Genomic DNA, 18,364 nt, shown 5'->3' with positions numbered 1-18,364 from the left:
CCGCCGGTCCCCGCCTATTTAGACCCGGGCATTGACGTGAACACACCAAGGGGGTCGACGTCATTGCGCAGAATGCCAAGGATTTCCCCGGACGGGGTCGGCGTTACCGGAATTTCACCGTCAGGCTTCAGGAGCTCGAAACCGGTGGCCATCTGTGCCAGTCCGAAGGCCACGCCCGGATGGAGCGATTTCACCCGCATGCGCTTCGACTCAGGCTCGAAATCATATATTCCCGCGTTGGTCACCACCGCCACCGGGCCCTGTCCCAGGAGGCCGGCTTTTTTCCTCGAATCGCTCCCGTCGAGGAAACCCACCGAGGTGATGAAGTCCACCCTCTTGACGAACTTGTCCGGCGACTGCAGCCCCACCAGTACCATCTTCTCGCTCAGGGACGAAAGGTCGTTGTTGCCCCCGGAGCCGGTGAGGCGCACCTTCGGCTTCAGGAGGTCGTTCCCGATCATGTGGGTGTTGATGTTCCCGTACATGTCTATCTGCGCGAAACCCAGGAAGCCGATGTCGACATAACCGTTGTAGGCCTGGCCGAAGGAGTACGACATTTCCAGGATCATGGGCGACTTGCGCCAGGTGAAGGGACCGCCCACGGACCAGGGCATGCCCCCCTCGAGGGGATCCTGCGCTCCGGATTCGTACACCAGGGTGATGCTCGGCGCGTGGGTCTTGCGGGCGAGGATGGCCGCCACCATCGGGAGGCCGGTGCCCACGTAGACCACCTGGTGGTCCTCGATCTGCAGCGAGAGATTGTAGGCGACCATTTCAAGGGGATTGGCTGGTTTCATCTCTGTCATGGATCATTTCCTCCTTTCGAAATAACGAAGGCCGCGCCCCTCAGTAGTAAATGCCGGACTCGGTTTCAATCGATTTGAACTCCTCGTATGAGAAATCAAACCCAAGGTCTTCATTGTCATATTCCTCCGCCTTGGTGAGGCGGCGCGAATTGGCGATCCATCTGGCCCCGCCCAGCTTTTCTATAAAGTCAAACTGGTCTTTCGAGGTGAAGACCCAGTATTCGAAGTATTCATCGATGTTCTTCTGGGACTGGCAGGCCCAGCGCATCAGCTTTTCCCACCACTGTCGCGACCAGTAGTAGCAGCCTGGCATGCTCCCGGGCGCCGCGCCGTAGGGCAGCTCGACGACGGCGTCCACGCAGGTAAAGGGGATGACCACGCCCTTGTTGTTGCTCCTGATGTCGCCCGGGGGCACGATCTCCTCGGCGGTGACGATGATCCGCCGCGCCGCAGCCGCCAGGGCGATATCGTTTATCGGCGGGCCGTACATCCGGGCGTTGCCGAAGCGGTCCGCCGCCTGGACATGGATGATGGCGATGTCCGGGTACAGGGCAGGCACGAAGACCACCGGGTCCGGGTCGGAGCGCATCGGGTTCTGCATCACCTTCACGTAGGCGTTGTACTTCAGTATGTCCGAGCCGAGGAGCTGCTTGCTGAACACGCCCGGGACGCCGAGCTGGGCCGCCTTGAAGCCCTGGGCCATGGTGCCGTGGCTCCACTCGGACAGTATCTTCGTCTTACCCTCTATGACGGCCCGCGAATAGGCCCGGTCGTATCCGCGCATCTCCGCGCCTGAATAGGAATTGTGGGAATACCGCGCGGCGCCGAAGGCGATCATGTAGCTCTGGTTCGAGTTCGGCGAGCCGATCATCTGGATGTTCTTTTTTTTCTGGCGGAGTATTTCGAAGTAGGCCTGCATCGGGGTCCGGACATAGCTGAAACCGGTATCCGACAGCACGTCGCCGTCCCTCACGAATTCGCCGATGGCCTCCTTGAGGGAAAGCCTTTTATCACGGCGCGAGTGGTCTTTCCTGAGGTGCGCTTCGCGAGCGGAGGCGAAATTAATAAGCGGATCGAGTATGGAAGCATCTTCAATTTTAAGATTGGCTATTGCATCCCGGTTATAATCGTAGACCGCCATGGCCGCCTCCTTCCTTGATCGTTACATCTTTAAAATACTATCTTTTTATACATTAAACCATCCTTTGTGGAAGTGATTTTATGTGAGAAAATCCCACAACACCGGTGGCATTAGCATAACAGAAACGGTTACAATACTTGATTTTTGGAAGTATTCGGCTTCACTGATTTGGGCAATATCAATTATCAGCCAGCTCCTGGCATCAGCCATCGGATGCGGCACCGGCGCCGGCCAGGTGTCCTTTAGCTTCGATGAGGCAAGCAACGGCGCAAGCAAGAGCATAGCCAGGCCCTGAAATAACAATACAGCGTATAAAATCCGCCATTGTCGATTCAGTTTCTATTATAGAGAGAGTATCTATGCGCCGTAAATACGCGGATTAACGCGCCGGAGCCTTCAGTTTTTCCCGCTTGCGAACCCCGCAATTGCCTGATTGAGCACGGATGCCTGATATCCCACATAGACCCTGTTGCCGAGGATAAAGACCGGGATGGGCACCTCTTTTTTGATCGTCGTCACGTCAGACAGCTTTTTCATATAGTAAGGGACCCCGTTGACCAGGACAAAGGCATGGGGCGTATTGCCTTCATAAATAAAGGGCTTGCCGCCGTTGCGGGCCTGAATCTGCTGCAGCATGGCGATCAGTTTTCCCAGGTTCTGCCTGTTTGAGGCGTCGACCTGGTTCATGGCGTTACGCACGTCATAGGCAACCATGGTGATGCGGGGATAGCGCTTGAGGACGGGTGGAAGCTCCTTTTCGGCCTGCTTGCAGTGAGGGCATACCTGGCTCTTAAAGAAATGGAGATAAAGGCGGTTTTCAGCTCCATCGGCCCGCAGCGCCGCGGCAAAGAACGAACAAAATATCATCAAACAGGAGAAACCGGTCATTTTTTTCATGCTCTACACCCCCGTACGGAATTATTGCGGCTTGATAAGCGCTTCGCCCTGTTTCCATCCCGCCGGGCAATAACCGCCGCCTTTCCCGACCGTAACCGCGGCCGACACCTTGCGGAGCAGCTCCTCGGCGCTCCTGCCGATAGCGTCGTCATGGATCTCGCATGCCACGATGACGCCGTCGGGATTGATGACGAAGCTGGCCCGGTAGGCCGTGCCGGCGTCCTCATTGTAGACGCCGAAGGCCCTGCTCAGCCGGCCGTTGCGGTCGGAAAGCATCGGATAGGTTACAGCCTTCACCAGCTCATTCTGACCGTGCCATGCCCTGTGGACATAGACCGAGTCGGTGCTTACGCCGGCTATCTCAGCACCCAGCTTTTTAAACTCAGGGTAGAAGTCAGCCAGCTCCTTCAGCTCAGTGGGACATACGAAGGTGAAGTCGGCCGGATAAAAATACAGGACCAGCCATTTCCCACGGAAATCCCCGAGGCTGATTTTTTTTATGACACCGCCCTGAAACGCGTCGAGAGAAAAGACGGGCGCGCGGCGGTTTATGAGTGAAACCGGCCCGCGCTCCTCCCGTTCCCGATGGGACCGGCCCGGCTCAGCTTCCTTTGCGCACGAGAGCATCAGTGCCGCGGCGAGGACCATTACGGGGAAAGTTTTGCTCATGGGATGCCACCTCTCACTATATTCGATAATCGGCACAATGGACAGGGCGATTATAATTCGTCATCACCGGTATCAATCATAAATTTATCGGGATGGTTGCCTGATATATCTCATCTCAGCCGGTTGTTGTCAAGCACCTGCGAATATTTTTTCATCTGTCATTAAGCTAAATCAATTTTTTACAATAATCATATTTAGTAAGATTTTGTTATTTTTTGTTATCATAATAAAATCCACTTCATCCTTAAAGAAATTTTTTTTAAATTTATACATCCATCCCGCAACATGTTAATAAAAACATGTTGCAATAAAACACACAGAAAAAAATACTCATAATAATGAAGAATAATTGTCGCATAACAATGCAATTAATTTTGCGCACATATTCCAAGGAGGTATCCTATGCCTTTATCCCGTAGGGATTTTCTTAAACTCTCGGGAATGACCGCTGCCGGCGCCTTTATCGGCGGCACTGCGTTCCTGAGCGGCTGTAAATCAGCAGATAAACTGAGCGGCACGAAAGAATCGACCACCATTTGCCCGTACTGCGGCGTTGGGTGCGGCCTTATCGTCTCGACCAAGGGCGGTAAGATCGTGAACATCGAAGGCGATCCAGATCATCCCATCAACCAGGGAAGCCTCTGCTCCAAGGGAAGCGCCCTGTTCCAGGTGGGCGTGAACGAGCGTCGTCTCGCCAAGGTGCAGTACCGTAAGCCCTACGGCACCGAGTGGGAAGAAATATCATGGGAAGACGCCATCAAGAAAATTGCCCGCCGCGTCAAGGAAACGCGCGACGCCACGTTCCAGGAAAAGGACGGCGATGTTATCGTGAACCGTACGCCGGGCATCGCGAGCCTCGGCGGCGCCGCCCTCGACAACGAGGAATGCTACGTCCTCTCGAAATTCATGAGGACCATGGGCGTCACCTATCTAGAACATCAGGCCCGTATTTGACACTCCGCAACTGTCGCCGGTCTGGCGGCATCATTCGGCCGGGGTGCCATGACGAATCACTGGATTGATATTAAGAACTCTGACGTTGTTTTCATGATAGGCAGTAACGCTGCCGAAAACCATCCCATTTCATTCCGCTGGATCGTAAAGGGGATGGAGGAGCGCGGGACCAAGCTCATCGTTGTGGATCCCCGCTACACCAAATCGGCCTCCCTCGCGACGCTGTACGCGCCCATTCGGTCCGGTACGGACCTGGCCTTTCTCAACGGCATAATCAATTACGCCCTTGAGACAAACAGGATTCAGAAGGAATACGTGGTGGAATACACCAACGCGTCATACCTGGTGAACCCCGACTACAAGTTCAACGACGGCCTCTTTTCAGGATATGACGCGGGCAAGCGCAATTACGGCGACCGCAAGACCTGGACCTACCAGGCGGATGACAAGAAGATACCCAAAAGGGACAAGTCGCTCAAGAATCCCCAGTGCGTATACCAGCTCATGAAGAAGCATTACGAGCGCTACACGCCGGAGAAAGTGGCGGCAATCACCGGATGCCCGAAGGATACATTCCTCAAGGTCGCCGAGCTGTTCACGTCAACCCACAAACCGGACAAGGTGGCGAACTTCATGTATGCCATGGGCATCACCCAGCACACGGTGGGCACCCAGAACGTGCGGGCGCTGGCAATCCTCCAGCTTCTCATGGGCAACATGGGTCTCGCCGGCGGCGGCATCAACGCCCTCCGCGGCGAATCCAATGTCCAGGGATCGACGGATCACGCCCTCCTTTTCCATATAATACCGGGCTACATGCCGTGCCCCAGCGCCAAGGACCACCCCACCCTGGAAGCGTACAACAAGACGACGCCCCAGAGCAATGACCCGATGAGCATCAACTGGTGGTCTAACAGGCCCAAGTACCTGGTGAGCATGCTGAAAGCCTGGTACGGCGACGCGGCAACGAAGAAAAACGACTTCTGCTATAACTGGCTGCCGAAGTTTGGCAAGCCGTCCCCCTACATAATCCTTTTCGAGGACATGCTGAAAGGCATCATCAAGGGCGCCTTCTACATGGGAACCAACCCGGTCGTGGGCGGTCCCAACGCGAACCGGAACGCCCAGGCCATGGACAAGCTCGACTGGCTCGTCGCGGTAGACCTGTGGGAAACGGATTCGTCGGTGTTCTGGAAGCGTCCGGGAGTGAATCCGGCCCAGATCAAGACAGAGGTATTCCTCCTTCCGGCGGCATCCTCCGTGGAAAAGGAAGGAAGCATTTCCAATTCCGGGCGGTGGGCCCAGTGGCGCTACAAGGCGGTGCACCCGGTTGGCAAATCTAAATCCGACCTGGACATCGTCGACCTTTTGTTCAAGGAAATCAGAAACCTTTACAAAAAAGAAGGGGGCAAGTTTCCCGATCCGATACTTAAATCGAACTGGAATTACGTTGAGGAAGGCGAGCACGAAGCATCGCCGCACCTGGTCGCGAAGGAGATCAACGGCTACACCTGGCCCGACAAGGACCAGATGAAAACCTTCATGGACCTCAAGGACGACGGATCCACCGCCTGCGGATGCTGGATCTACTGCGGCAGCTACCCGGGCTCAAGCAAGAACCTGATGGCGCGCCGCGGAACGAGCGACGCCTCCAACAAGATAGGCATGTTCCCTGAATGGTCCTGGTGCTGGCCCCTGAACCGGCGCATCATTTACAACAGGGCGGCGGTCAACCGCAAGGGCGAGCCGTGGGACCCGAACCGCTGGGTCGTAAAGTGGACCGGCAGCAAATGGAAGGGCGATATCCCGGACGGCGGCCCGAAATTCGGCCCCGAAGCCAAGAACCCCTTCATCATGAACAACGAGGGCATGGGACGCCTCTTCTCTCCCGGCAAGGCTCTCACCGACGGTCCCTTCACCGAGCATTATGAGCCGATGGAGACGCCGATACCGAACATGATGAACAGCCAGAAGGTCAATCCGGCCTCGGTCATTATAGGCGAGGTCGCCGGTCAATTCGGCAATCCCGGCCAGTATCCCTACATCGGAACATCATACCGGGTGGTCGAGCACTGGCAGGCCGGCGCCATGACGCGTAACCTGCCCTGGCTCACGGAGCTCGTTCCCGACATGTTCTGCGAAATAAGCCCCACCCTGGCGGCAGCCAAGGGGATCAAGCACGGCGACAAGGTAAGCATCTTCAACGCCAGGGGCAGGATCACCGCCTACGCACTGGTGACCGAACGCGTCCAGCCCCTTAACGTCAATGGAAGGATGGTCGAGATGGTAGGCATGATCTGGCATTTCGGCCCGGGATGCGCCGCCACCGGCGACGCTTGCAACCAGCTCACCCCCTCGATCGGGGACGCCAACACCATGATCCCTGAATTCAAGGCGTTCCTGGTGGACATCAGGAAGGAGGCATAAACCATGTCAGGAAAAGCGTTTTTAGTGGATACAACCAAGTGCTCCGGGTGCCGGTCATGCCAGGTGGCGTGCAAGCAGTGGAACAACCTTCCCGGCGAGAAGACCACCTTCTTCGCCGGGCCGGAATACACCAACCCGGCCGAGCTTACGGCGATAACCTTCAACCACGTGAAGTTCTTCCCCATCGATCGTTCAAACCCGGAAAAGCCGGTCTGGACGATCATGCACAAGAAGTGCTATCACTGCGAGGAGGCCAACTGCCTGCGCATTTGCCCAGAGCACGCGATAAGCAAGCTCGACGGGTGGACGGTCATCGACCAGTCAAAATGCATCGGCTGCGGGGCCTGCGTGAACGAATGCATCTACAAGGTTCCCCATGTCCTTGACGAAAACATGCACAAGTACGGGTCGGAACAGCCCCTCATCAGGGACAAGTCGTACAAGTGCCACGCCTGCACGGTGAACAAGCGGGACGTGCCCGCCTGCGCGTATCATTGCCCCACCGGCGCCCTTACCTTCGGGGAGCGGGCGGCCCTGATGCGCAAGGCGCGGACACGGCTGAAACAGGTTTCGACCGAGTTTCCCCGGGCAAGCCTTTACGGCGACGAGCAGTTCGGCGGGCTGCGGGTCATCACGATCCTGAAGGACAGCCCCGACAAATACGGACTGCCGCTCCATCCGAAGGCAATCGACATTCACAAGGCGGAAGCGATCAAGGACACCTACCGCGCCCTGGCGCTCTTCTCCATGGGTGTTCCCACGCTGAAGCGCATGGCCTATAAGATGGCCAAAAAGATGGTGGGATAATCCTATATTTAATTTGACACGGAAACCCTGCGGAATGGAACATCCTTCCGCGGGGTTTATTTTCTGTTCCAGCGTGAACACGATCTTTTCGTAGAAGTATCATGCCAATGCATTCCAATGACATATCAGCCTTCATCATTGCCGGCGGCAAAAGCAGCAGGTTCGGCGAGGATAAGGCCGTTTTCTTATACCACGGCAAACCCCTCATCGAGCACGTGATTGAGGCAATACGGCCGGTTTTCAATCGTATCGCCATCATCGGCGACGACGCGGAAAAATTCGATTACCTCGGCCTCCCTTCCCATCGGGACATTGTACCCGGCATCGGTCCCCTCGGTGGATTATATACGGCGCTCCGGGTAGCCGATACCGGACGGATTTTCATATTCGCCTGCGACATGCCGGGCCTTAACACCGGACTGATACGGCACATGATTGAACTTTCCGAAAACGTTGATGTAGTAATACCTTTTATAGGCGGATTTTACGAACCGCTCCACGCGATATATTCAAAGTCATGCATTGCCCCGATGGAGACACTCATACAGGAGGGCAAACGCCAGATTTTCAGATTTTTCGATCAAGTAACCGTCAGGCAGGTAACGGCTGATGAAATTCGGGCATATGCAGACCCTGAGGCAGTCTTCAGAAATATCAATTATCGAATTGACGCGGAGCAATGACCATTGCAAATCGGGAGTTTCGACATGGAAGATCACATCGCTTATTTAAATGACAAGAATAAAACGATCCAGGCCGGCGGCGTATTGACCGACGACATGATCAGCTTTTACCAGGACCTGTTTTCATACCATCGGAAGCAGTTCGATCGCATCATAAACGACCCCCGCCTCCCTAAGATCATTGAAACGGATTTGCCCGTTTCGAAAAATGGAAAAGCAAAAGTGGACGGAACCGCACTGGCCGACCTTCTTCTACCCGGTCTGGCGCCGATCATCGAAATCGTAGAGACCCGCAATCCGGGACTCCATCTCGAGCCCCTTCATCAGGCTGTTGCGTCAGATCCCGGCACACTGAGCCGGATCCTTGACGCGGTCCTCGATATGGATGCCGATCGGCTTAACCAGTTCGCCATCACCCATAAGATCAGTCCCGACGGAACGATATTCGTGCTAATTAACTGGCTGAAGCCGTTTTTTATCAGCCTGAGAGAGAAGAGTGATATTTTGAATCCCGATACGCTTGACTCGCCATACTGTCCTTTCTGCGGCAATCAGCCCGACATGGCCGCAATAGTCCCCGGCTCGGAGGGGAAGAGGTTCCTTCACTGCTCACTGTGCGAGAACCGGTGGGCCTACAAGAGGATAGCCTGCGCCGTCTGCGGCACCGAGGATGCCGCCATGCTCGAATACCTTTCCGCCGAGAACGATTCCCGCCATCGTCTTGACCTGTGCGCCACCTGCAAGGGCTTCATGAAAACGGTTTGCCTGGAAAAATTCGAGGATATCGAGGGATGCGACCTAACCGTGGAAAATATCCTTACCGCAAGCCTTGACAGCGCCGCCCTCAAAGAAGGATACCATAAGCCCTGATATAAAATACCCCGGAGCGGAGCCCCAGGGTTTGCGCGCGCTGCGATCATCCCACGTATTCGGCGCCATTGTGAACATAGAAGGCATCCTTGCGCACGCCGGTAATGAGGATGATATTTTTTTTTCGGACAAAATCCACCGCCATGCTGGTAGGGGACGCCCGCGTCACGAGGACGGGTATGCCGGCCCTGGCCGCCTTTAACGCGATCTCGGTCGCTATCCGCCCGGTGCTGAAGAGCATCATGCGGTCCAGGGAAACTCCATGGGTCATGGCGAATCCGATCACCTTGTCAACGGCATTGTGCCTCCCGATCTCATCAAAAAACACGACACGCGTCCCGTCAACGGCATAGAGCGCCGCGCTGTGAACGCCATGGGTCTTGCTGTGAATTTCCGATAGCCCCAAAAACTCATGCATCGCGGAGGTAATGACCGCAGGATTGACCCGCGGAAGATCCCGTCTTACGGGAACATCTTCAGACGATTCAGATCCCGATCCGGCGCATCCCGACACAAGGGTTCGTATTTTTATCAGGCGCCCGAACACATCGGCATTATCCACGAGGAGCACATTAACCGTTTTCCGTTCCTCATCAACCTGTATTGCTTTGATTTCATCCTTTGAGAGGATGATCCCCTCGGTGATCATGTGTCCCACTGCCAGCATTTCCAGGTCAGAACCGGAACACGCCACGGAAAGGCAGGGCCTGCCGTTCAGCAGCAAGGTAATATGATACTCCGAGCTTATCAGCAAATCAACAGGCTCCACCCCTGCCGGTGAATACCGATGTGTTTTTATTGTTACGGTAGGAGGCAGCATTCTCAGCATCCAGATTTTTTTTTAACGATTTTCACTACTATTCGTACAATATATTGATACTATCTTTTATTGACAAGAGAAAATCCATGGAAACCACACTCAATATTCATGTCGATATTTTCAGGCTGATCAATTCTGCGGCTAAGGCCAGAGGAATCTCGCGCTCTGATTTGATTGTTACTTTATTAAAAAAGGTAATGGATGATATCGCCAATCCTTCCCGCCTTGGGAAGCTGGTGCAATATCAGGAAAAAAGCATGCCCTGCGAGTGGCGCACGTTCCATGTAAGCTTACGGGAGGATGACTATGAGTATTTCCTGGACCTGAGGAAGCTGCTGAAGATGTCTGTTTCTTTAATTCTAGCCTATGCAGTTAAAAAATATCTGAAAAGAATAATGAATAAAAATATTACCGATAACTATCTATTTAAGAATTACGTTTTGGCTAAAATGGTCATTGACAACATAGTCTGCTGGAAACTCATCTGGGGATACCCGCCGGACATAACCAAATTCATCACTTTTGACTAAGCAAAGGGGCCATCCCGTAATATGGGACAGCCTCTCTTTAATGAAATAATTCAGATATCCCTTAACACCGGGCAATTAAACAGACATACAAAACTTTGGTTACATCATCGCGCATATCCGATCTGGGCCGGTAAATTAAATTGGAATATATTATCACCGCTAAAACCGTAGCTCATGTAAACTTCTTCGCTATTAACAGTTCCATCAACAATCGCCGACGCTGATCCTGATATGCCAAGGAGAGATAAATTGAAATTAAATTTTTCAGCCACATTCAGGTTAAGCGCTACAGCTGTACCCCCATCGATTTGCAAATCACTTGCTATGGCTACCCCGCTGAGATTATTTACCACGAGTGCTAAACTGGGAAGTGGAAGGGCTGAATAGTTAAATGACACATTGGTTGTGACATTAACATCAGAAATAGTTACAGTGCCATTAACGGAGACTTCTTTAAAATTAATTTTGTGTGGTGTTGTATTTTGATAATTTACAATGTCAAATACTTGAACAGTATTGTTAAAAGTCGCCGTAACTTTTCCGATTATTGTTATCGCCACATTGTAAGAGCCTGAAGTTGCAGCACTATTACAGGTAAAACTTCCGGAAACATGCACTTCAGGTGTTATCGTATAATTGGTGCCAATAATAGCATCAGCAGGGGTTAAATCAAATTTTATCTGATTAGTGCCACTGCACGATGTATTGACATATTTCATTTTTTCGATTGCATTTGCATTCACTGCATCAAGTATGGATTTTTTAAGGCCATCTTTTGCGCTCGGGTCCACATCACCGAATACGCTTTGCATCATGCCGGTCCCCGGATTTGCCTCAATTCTGACTTGAGACATTGCCGCAGATGTGGCAAAAAGCGCGCTGCTGGCGCTGGCAACGTTTTGTTCGCTGCCTGAATACTGAGTAGGCGGCAACGCGTTAGCCGCAAGATATGCCATGCCCAGGAGTAATCCCTTGTCATCATCTTTCTTCTTTTCACAGCCCGTCACCATCAGAGCGGCGGCGATGAAGACAACTACCGTTGTAGATATTTTTTTCATATAAACCCTCAACAAATTAATAATAATTTTAATCATCCCGTAATCACTGGCGAGCCCAATGATTGTGAGCATTAACATGTAAATGTGTTATATTGTGTATATCCACACCCTTACCCTTTAATGCAACTTTTTTTTGACGAGTGATCAATTTTTTTATCAGGAGCTCTCCAGCCCTTTCACTATCTTCACAACGGCATCGTTATAGGGGCACGGCATATTCAGCGCCGCCCCTTCCCGGACAATGGCGCCGTTGATAAAATCAATCTCCGTCCTCCGGCCATTCTTAATATCCATGTACATGGATGAATAATTCTCGGCGGTCCGACGGCACACCTCCTCGACCCGGGCCACCGGGTCCGCGTCGATCAGCCTAAGCCCCTTTCGCAGGATGACCTCTTTTCCTTCCAGAACCAGGTCCTTCATGAGGGCCCGGGCCGGCTCGATCTCGAGAAGCCGGCCGTTCCTCACCCGGAAGATCGCCGTAAGGGCGTTTATGCCGGCGTTCACCAGCACCTTTCCCCACACCAGTGACTGCGGATCCGCCGACAGCTCCGCGTCAAGACCTCCCTTTCTCATGGTCGCAACCAATTCCTCCATGAAGCCGCCGTCGGGCCGCCCCTCCATGACCGTCCCGAAAAGGGTTTTACCTTTGCCGGCATGGCGAACGTGATTCTCGGCCGCCAGGTTCGCCCCTTCCGATGTGACTCCGGCTATCACGGCATTGCCGGGGCAATTGGCCATGATCATTTCGATATTGCCGACACCGTTCTGCAGGGTCATCACCGGCCCGCGATACCCAGACTCACGGAGCTGGCGGGCTGCGCCATCGGTATGATAGGCCTTGACGCAGAGTATGACCAGGTCGGTGCCCCGCGGGTCCTTCAGGCCCAGGGTCACCGGCACGGAAAATCTGAAATCCAATTCAGCTCCCTCCCAGCGGATCCCATCCCTGTTCAGAAGGACCGCCCGTTCAGCCAGCTCATCCACCAGGGTCACCGCGGCGCCGCTCTTCTGGAGATATCCGGCAAGGAGGAGCCCCACGGCCCCGGGACCGACTATGGCGATTTTCATTCTCCCCGTCCCTCCCTTTCCAGGCTGACTGCATCAGCTCCGCATGCAAAGGCCCGCTTCAAGTCAGCGGCGTTACCCGCGGCATCGCCCCGGTGCTCCGCCTTGATGAACACGCCGCCGCCGTAGGACTTGTCCAGGGCGTCGAAAAAATATTTCGCGGTAAACTCGGCGCCGGTGAACAGGTAAAGACCCGACGCGGCCCCTGCCATGAGGAGATACCCGGTCCCTCCGGCATGGCGCCTCCGCTCCTCCGGTGTGGTGGCGATCCTCCGCCTGTTCCAGAGGGCCTGGCAGCGGTCGATGAAGGCCTTCGCCTGGGCGGTCAGGCCGCAGAAAAATACCGGCGACGCCAGGAAAATGACGCGGGCGTCCAGGAGGATTTCATAGGCGCCCTGCATGTCATCCATGACGACGCAGCGGCCCGTTTCGTCGCAGCCGCCGCATTCAATGCACCCGGAAAACTTCATATCCCTCACATAGATCCGTACGACCTCGGCGCCGGCCGCCGCCGCTCCTTCCAGGGCCCGGTCAAGGATGATATCGCTGTTCCCCTCCTTCCGGGGACTTCCGTATATGCCAAGTACTTTCATATTTTTCCCGATTGCGGCCTTCCGTCGAAAATTGCTGAAATATTCACGGCATATTTTCCGGTGCCGCCATTACTGAATTTTTTACCGGAGGTGACCGGCGAGATGGCTCCACGCAAATTTTTGGGAGGCAAACAGGCCGATGCAGGTTTCCGCCACCGTGCTGTCATAGCGTATGCCGCTGTACCGTTTGACCTCCTCCAGGGCCAGCTCAAGGCCGGGGGCGATACGGTAGGGTCTCATCGTCGCCATTGCCTCAACCACGTCCGCGACGCTTAAAATCTTGGCCTCGAGAAGGATATCCTTCTCCGTCAGACCGTAAGGGTACCCGCTCCCGTCAAGGCGCTCGTGATGCTGCAGGATGATGGCCGCCACGGGCCAGGGGAACTCGATTCCGCTCAGGATATCGAACCCGATTTTCGGATGGGCCTTCATCACGCCGAACTCCTCCTCGGAAAGATCGCCGGGCTTAGTCAGGAACTCGCTGGGAACATAGATCTTGCCGATATCATGGAGATTTCCGGCCACGATTATTCCCTCGACGATGAATTCATCCAGCCTCATTTCCCTGGCTATAGCGCAGGCAAGCTCCGAGACCCGCTGCTGATGGCCCACGGTATAGGTGTCGCGCTTTTCTAGGGCAAGCATCAGCGCGTTGACGGTCTGGCTGAAGAGCCTCCGGGCAAGCATGGTGCTTTCCTCCAGCTGGTGCGTTCGTTCGTGAACCTTTATCTCCAGGCTCTGGTTCAGACGGAATTGCTCATCGTGGCTTTTCATCAGCTCCTGGTTTGCCATGTCCAGGTCAGCGTTCTTTTTCATCAGAATCTGGTGCAGGAGCTCGATCTCGTTTTTTTTCTGCTGAATGGCCTGTCGATAGAGTAGCTCATTGGTGAGGTCCTTGATCACAACGATGCAATTGTCAGGTTCACGGTGATCGCGCAGAAAATAGATGTTGAAGAATATTTCGTTGCCGGTTTGCCTGTTCACGCTCAGAATGCTGCACTCATCCTTCTCCCCGCTGATAATGCGCATTATTTCCTTTTCCATTCCCACCGTTTCAGGGAGAAAATCGGAGAGAATCATCCACATGTTTACCGGTTCTTCCCCGAGAAACGCGAATACGCCGTCGTCACTGAAACGCACCCGAAGCTTCTTATCCACTGTTCCGTAATAGATACCGAAGCGGACGACTAAAAAGCTGAGCCGTTCATCCTTCATCGGCGCAACCCGCCCAAGACCGTTCCGGCAAGGTATATAAAGAGATCCTGGACATTTTCACCGTCTCTGGCGCTGGTCCTGAATACCGCATCGCCATGGCGTTCCCGGTTCAATGCGATCTGTCGCTCCGCCCCGTCAGGATTATCCGTCTCCAGGCGCAGGTCGTTCTTGTTGAAGGCAATGGCAATGGCGCCGCCGGGATTTTCCGCCCTGAACTGCCCGATGTGGCTTTCAATTTTTTCCATCGTCTGTATGCGCGTTTGATCCGCGACGATAATGGCGCCGCTTGCGCCCTGAAGATACTGGGGTGTGACCTCCTGAAAATCCTGATGACCCCCGATATCCCAGAGAAGCAGGGTAATTTGAATCTGGCCCCTGTCGTTGATGACGACCTCCTTTTTCATCACCCGCACTCCTATCGTGGTCAGGTACATATCGTCGAAAACATTATAAACGAACCGCTTGACGAGGCTGGTCTTCCCGACGGCAAAGTCCCCCAGCATGACGATTTTAAACTTGAATTCAACCGTGCTCATTTTTCCCTCTCCCTCCAGATAACCGTTCATCAATCAGGATACCGTGCGAACATCATGATCCCCCTGCGATCGCTGAATTCGGTATAACGCGAATCGGAGGTAAGGATGTCCGGATCAAAATCAACCAGGTGAAGCCGTTCCCCGGCGATACCCATGGCCGCCAGGGAATCGCGCACCGATCTCATCCGCTTCTCCGCAAGAGCCTTGTTGACATCGTACCCGCCTGCGGGATCATTGAAGGCGACAATATCCGCATGGACGCGCGGATATTGCTTTAAAATCTCATAGGCCCGCCTGACCTGGAGCGTTTGCGGATTGTCCATGGCGGACACGCCTGCGGGAAACTGAACGACTATCTTCTCAAGCTCCTGCCGTGCCGCGACCAGCTGGAAGGACTCAAGGCGTGACCGCATTTCATCGAGGTCCTTTTTATACGCCTCCACGGAACGGAAATCGGCCGTCACTGTCCTGTTGCGCACCTGGCTGATCTCCTTAAAAGCACGTATTTCCCTGGAAATAGCGTCCCCCGCCTGCCGCGAACTGACCGTGCCGGTGACCGAGGCGGTATCGCCGCTGACATCGATGTCGACATCATGGGAGTAGGGAGGCAGCGCCTGGTTGACTCGATGTGAGATCCTCCCCTCGAGCCGCCGGTCCCTATATGACGTGTAGCCCAGCCAGACGACGCCGGCCACGGCGAACATCGCGAGCAGGGCACCGGCGGCCTTCACCCTGGCAAGCGACGCCTTCTCCCCGGAACCCCCGGAGGTATTGGTCGCGTCGACAAGGTCGCGCAGCTGGGCGTCGATGCCTTGAAGCTTCGCCATGTCGCCGTCGAAATTTTTCAAGCGGCGCGAGTACGCTTGATGAATCCCGTTCAGGACGGCGTCGACCCTATGGAGGAAATCCATGTCCGGCGAGCCGTACAGGACCACTGCCGCATAAAAATACATGCTTTCGAAAATCATGATCCGGTATTCATCGAATTGGATCTCTCCGACGCCTGACTTCGACTTTTTAAAAGATGTTTTGATAAAATCATTGATGGCGCCCAGCATCCCGCCCACGAGATCCTTGTCGACCGATCTTTCGTCGTCACGCGACACGTGCCCCAGCAGGATCGACGACCTTTTCTGAAGAAGGAATATCTCGTCGATATAATACGGGAGCGACTCTCTCAATACGATTTCCGCCAGCGGTATGCCCGTTCGAAAGCTCGTGATCCGGTATTTCCACATGGCGATGCTGAACGAAGATTCGAGGCGGGCATTGATATAATTGACCAGCGAACGAAAGGCTTCCGCCACTTTGGCCATCACAAGCCTTCCGACAAGAGGATACATGAGGTCGTATAGTTCGGCCGAAGGAACATATTTCTGCGCGCGGATAAAGGCGAGATACTCCTCTATCTTTTTTATCTTTTTCGCGTTCTCATAGGCGAGAGTAATCTCCTCGATCGATTCATCGATATCCCTGAATGATATGTGGACATAATCGCCGCTCGGTTTATACTCTATGATCCGGTTCCGATGGAGGGATCCGATACTGCGATAGACCTGCATGGTCGTGAGTTCAGTCGTGTCCGCAATAGCGCGATAGGTGGTCTTGATGGGTGTCTTCATCTGGTCGGTCAGGTCCAGGAGGACCCCAAGGAGCAGCGAGTCACGATCGTCCAGTTTATGCTTTTTTATAAAATGACGGAGAATCGGGTTATCGATAGCACTGACCTTGCGTATGAGGCTGAAACCGGAAAGAGCTTGTTTGTCTGTTTTTTCCTGCATACCATACCTGGCTGATTGCTTCCGATTAAAATGGTCATTGACGCTCTCTTTTTTAAAATACCGTCTTCAATCAATGTCAAGCGCGAATTTGAATTTTTTCATGCCATACCTCCCGTTGCCTCCGGCAATGACATGGTGACGACATGAGTCACCGGCTTGATCTCCGCATTAATTTTTCGATTGACATATCCGCTTTTATTAGGTATTATTGTACCGAAATACCATTTTAAGGAATCAGATCATGTCACAGGGCATTCTCATTTCTGACGCGGTCTCGCTGGCGATGCACTCCATGGCCGTCATGGCTTCCAGGGACGGCCTCTCCAGCGCAAAGGACGTTGCCGGGCGCCTTGGCGTATCGGAACACCACCTGGCCAAGGTGCTACAGCGCCTGGCCCGGTGCGGCCTTGTCAGGTCGACCCGCGGCCCCCGGGGAGGATTCACTCTCGCAAAAAAGAGCGGTGCCATCACCCTTCTTGACGTGTACGAGGCCATTGAGGGTCCTCTGAAAGAAAGGGCCTGCCTGATGCGTAAAAAGACCTGCAACAAAAAGCGCTGCATACTGGGCGATTCGATGGGAACGATGTGGGATATTTTCAGGAAGCACCTGAAATCCACATATATTTCCGATATTTCCGAAGCCTACAGAGTGGAGGCCCCCAGATGAACAAAACCATGTGCCCCGGCCAGGACACTCGCTACTGGCGTCCCGGTGACATTTTCAATGTCCGGTGCTCTTCGTGCGGGAACGACGTTGAGTTTTTCAAGGACGACGCGCGGCGACGCTGCAATAAATGCGGCGCCACCGTGCAGAATCCCCGCCTCTCCATGGGATGCGCCCGGTGGTGCGGTCACGCAAAGGAGTGCCTCGGCTATGACCCCACGGAAAATTTGACCGACGCCATCACCGCGGGATCCTCCATGGCCGACTCTCTTGTCGAATTGATTTTAAAAGAATTCGGCCCTTCCAGCGATGTTGCCCTCGAAGCCATGGAAGCCCTCGGGCGGGCAAATTCTCTCCTGGAATCATCACCGGCAAATCCCCGTATTGTCATTCCCGCCGTTCTTCTTCTCATGGCCGACGGCGATCATCGAAGCGACGGCCTTGCCGATGGGCGGACAGAATCCCCTGAAAATATGCCATTACCGGTAACGGAAAAAATCCTGCGATTATCAGGAGCGGACCGCGGCGACATTGAAGATACCTGCGCCATCATCCGGGCCTTTCACCGGGGAACGCCGATAGATACAGCTGAATACCGCATTGTCATGGAATCCCGCGGCCCTTCGATGCGTGGCAATTGAAAATGCACGCCCTCTGCGCACACTTTTATAAATCCAGCATTTCCCCCTCTCCTGACCAAGGAGAGGGGGCTGGGGGTTGTTGGAACGGCCACATGGGTTACATTTTAAACTGGGCACATAGGTTACACTTTTAACAAGGTTCTAATAACTCTCTTTTTGTGTAAATCAATATAGCCCAACCTATAAAAACTAAAATTTATCTGC

General features: G+C 54.0%; 19 protein-coding genes. 8 read left to right on the top strand and 11 right to left on the bottom strand.

Annotation, left to right across the window (positions count from 1 at the left end):
- Window positions 1-14: 14 nt before the first annotated feature.
- Window positions 15-806 (bottom strand): hypothetical protein, encoded by a 792-nt coding sequence (locus KA369_22230; protein ID MBP7738710.1) that lies wholly within the window; start codon window positions 804-806, stop codon window positions 15-17.
- A gap of 40 nt (window positions 807-846) precedes the next feature.
- On the bottom strand, window positions 847-1,947 hold the full coding sequence (locus KA369_22225; GenBank protein MBP7738709.1) for a CoA transferase subunit A: 1,101 nt from the start codon (window positions 1,945-1,947) through the stop codon (window positions 847-849).
- An 82-nt stretch (window positions 1,948-2,029) separates the two neighbouring features.
- On the opposite strand from KA369_22225, the gene KA369_22220 reads away from it, so the two are divergent.
- A complete protein-coding gene (locus KA369_22220) occupies window positions 2,030-2,242 on the top strand; it encodes a hypothetical protein (protein ID MBP7738708.1) in 213 nt (70 codons plus the stop codon).
- 101 nt (window positions 2,243-2,343) lie between these two features.
- Here KA369_22220 and KA369_22215 read toward each other — a convergent pair whose 3' ends face one another.
- Together KA369_22215 and KA369_22210 are read right to left on the bottom strand one after the other, a co-directional pair.
- Window positions 2,344-2,844, bottom strand: coding sequence for a hypothetical protein (locus tag KA369_22215; GenBank protein ID MBP7738707.1), 501 nt, complete (start codon window positions 2,842-2,844; stop codon window positions 2,344-2,346).
- A 21-nt stretch (window positions 2,845-2,865) separates the two neighbouring features.
- Entirely contained in the window at window positions 2,866-3,471 is a 606-nt protein-coding gene (locus KA369_22210) for a peroxiredoxin (protein ID MBP7738706.1), read from the bottom strand.
- 444 nt (window positions 3,472-3,915) lie between these two features.
- Between KA369_22210 and fdnG the strand changes: the two genes are divergently transcribed.
- From fdnG to KA369_22190, 4 genes are all read left to right on the top strand, one after another.
- Window positions 3,916-6,894 carry a formate dehydrogenase-N subunit alpha gene (gene fdnG, locus KA369_22205; GenBank protein ID MBP7738705.1) on the top strand — a complete coding sequence of 993 codons (2,979 nt, stop codon included), beginning with the start codon at window positions 3,916-3,918 and terminating at the stop codon, window positions 6,892-6,894.
- Window positions 6,895-6,897: 3 nt separating this feature from the next.
- Complete coding sequence (locus KA369_22200; protein MBP7738704.1) at window positions 6,898-7,701, top strand: 4Fe-4S dicluster domain-containing protein; 804 nt, start codon at window positions 6,898-6,900, stop codon at window positions 7,699-7,701.
- 107 nt (window positions 7,702-7,808) lie between these two features.
- On the top strand, window positions 7,809-8,384 hold the full coding sequence (locus tag KA369_22195; GenBank protein ID MBP7738703.1) for a molybdenum cofactor guanylyltransferase: 576 nt from the start codon (window positions 7,809-7,811) through the stop codon (window positions 8,382-8,384).
- 24 nt (window positions 8,385-8,408) lie between these two features.
- Window positions 8,409-9,254, top strand: coding sequence for a formate dehydrogenase accessory protein FdhE (locus tag KA369_22190; protein MBP7738702.1), 846 nt, complete (start codon window positions 8,409-8,411; stop codon window positions 9,252-9,254).
- A 46-nt stretch (window positions 9,255-9,300) separates the two neighbouring features.
- On the opposite strand, the gene fdhD is transcribed toward KA369_22190, so the two are convergent.
- Window positions 9,301-10,008: a formate dehydrogenase accessory sulfurtransferase FdhD gene (gene fdhD / locus KA369_22185; protein ID MBP7738701.1), complete on the bottom strand. Its 708-nt coding sequence runs from the start codon at window positions 10,006-10,008 to the stop codon at window positions 9,301-9,303.
- 152 nt (window positions 10,009-10,160) lie between these two features.
- On the opposite strand from fdhD, the gene KA369_22180 reads away from it, so the two are divergent.
- On the top strand, window positions 10,161-10,604 hold the full coding sequence (locus KA369_22180) for a hypothetical protein (protein MBP7738700.1): 444 nt from the start codon (window positions 10,161-10,163) through the stop codon (window positions 10,602-10,604).
- Between the two features lie 104 nt (window positions 10,605-10,708).
- On the opposite strand, the gene KA369_22175 is transcribed toward KA369_22180, so the two are convergent.
- From KA369_22175 to KA369_22150, 6 genes are all read right to left on the bottom strand, one after another.
- A complete protein-coding gene (locus KA369_22175) occupies window positions 10,709-11,662 on the bottom strand; it encodes a hypothetical protein (protein ID MBP7738699.1) in 954 nt (317 codons plus the stop codon).
- A 156-nt stretch (window positions 11,663-11,818) separates the two neighbouring features.
- The gene (locus KA369_22170; GenBank protein MBP7738698.1) at window positions 11,819-12,733 is read right to left on the bottom strand and encodes a 2-dehydropantoate 2-reductase; all 915 of its coding nucleotides are present in this window, start codon (window positions 12,731-12,733) and stop codon (window positions 11,819-11,821) included.
- Window positions 12,730-13,323 carry a flavodoxin family protein gene (locus KA369_22165; protein ID MBP7738697.1) on the bottom strand — a complete coding sequence of 198 codons (594 nt, stop codon included), beginning with the start codon at window positions 13,321-13,323 and terminating at the stop codon, window positions 12,730-12,732. Before KA369_22165 ends, KA369_22170 begins: the two co-directional genes overlap by 4 nt.
- Window positions 13,324-13,404: 81 nt before the next feature.
- Entirely contained in the window at window positions 13,405-14,538 is a 1,134-nt protein-coding gene (locus tag KA369_22160) for an HD domain-containing protein (GenBank protein MBP7738696.1), read from the bottom strand.
- Complete coding sequence (locus KA369_22155; protein MBP7738695.1) at window positions 14,535-15,074, bottom strand: GTP-binding protein; 540 nt, start codon at window positions 15,072-15,074, stop codon at window positions 14,535-14,537. The genes KA369_22160 and KA369_22155 overlap by 4 nt, the downstream gene beginning before the upstream one ends.
- A gap of 29 nt (window positions 15,075-15,103) precedes the next feature.
- Window positions 15,104-16,855, bottom strand: coding sequence for a hypothetical protein (locus KA369_22150; GenBank protein MBP7738694.1), 1,752 nt, complete (start codon window positions 16,853-16,855; stop codon window positions 15,104-15,106).
- 241 nt (window positions 16,856-17,096) lie between these two features.
- On the opposite strand from KA369_22150, the gene KA369_22145 reads away from it, so the two are divergent.
- Together KA369_22145 and KA369_22140 are read left to right on the top strand one after the other, a co-directional pair.
- A complete protein-coding gene (locus tag KA369_22145) occupies window positions 17,097-17,522 on the top strand; it encodes an Rrf2 family transcriptional regulator (protein ID MBP7738693.1) in 426 nt (141 codons plus the stop codon).
- On the top strand, window positions 17,519-18,160 hold the full coding sequence (locus KA369_22140) for a phosphohydrolase (protein ID MBP7738692.1): 642 nt from the start codon (window positions 17,519-17,521) through the stop codon (window positions 18,158-18,160). The genes KA369_22145 and KA369_22140 overlap by 4 nt, the downstream gene beginning before the upstream one ends.
- Window positions 18,161-18,364: the final 204 nt, after the last annotated feature.

The sequence above is a fragment of the Spirochaetota bacterium genome, assembly GCA_017999915.1.
Taxonomy (GTDB): Bacteria; Spirochaetota; UBA4802; order UBA4802; family UBA5550; genus RBG-16-49-21.
This window is presented reverse-complemented; position numbering and strand designations above follow the sequence as displayed.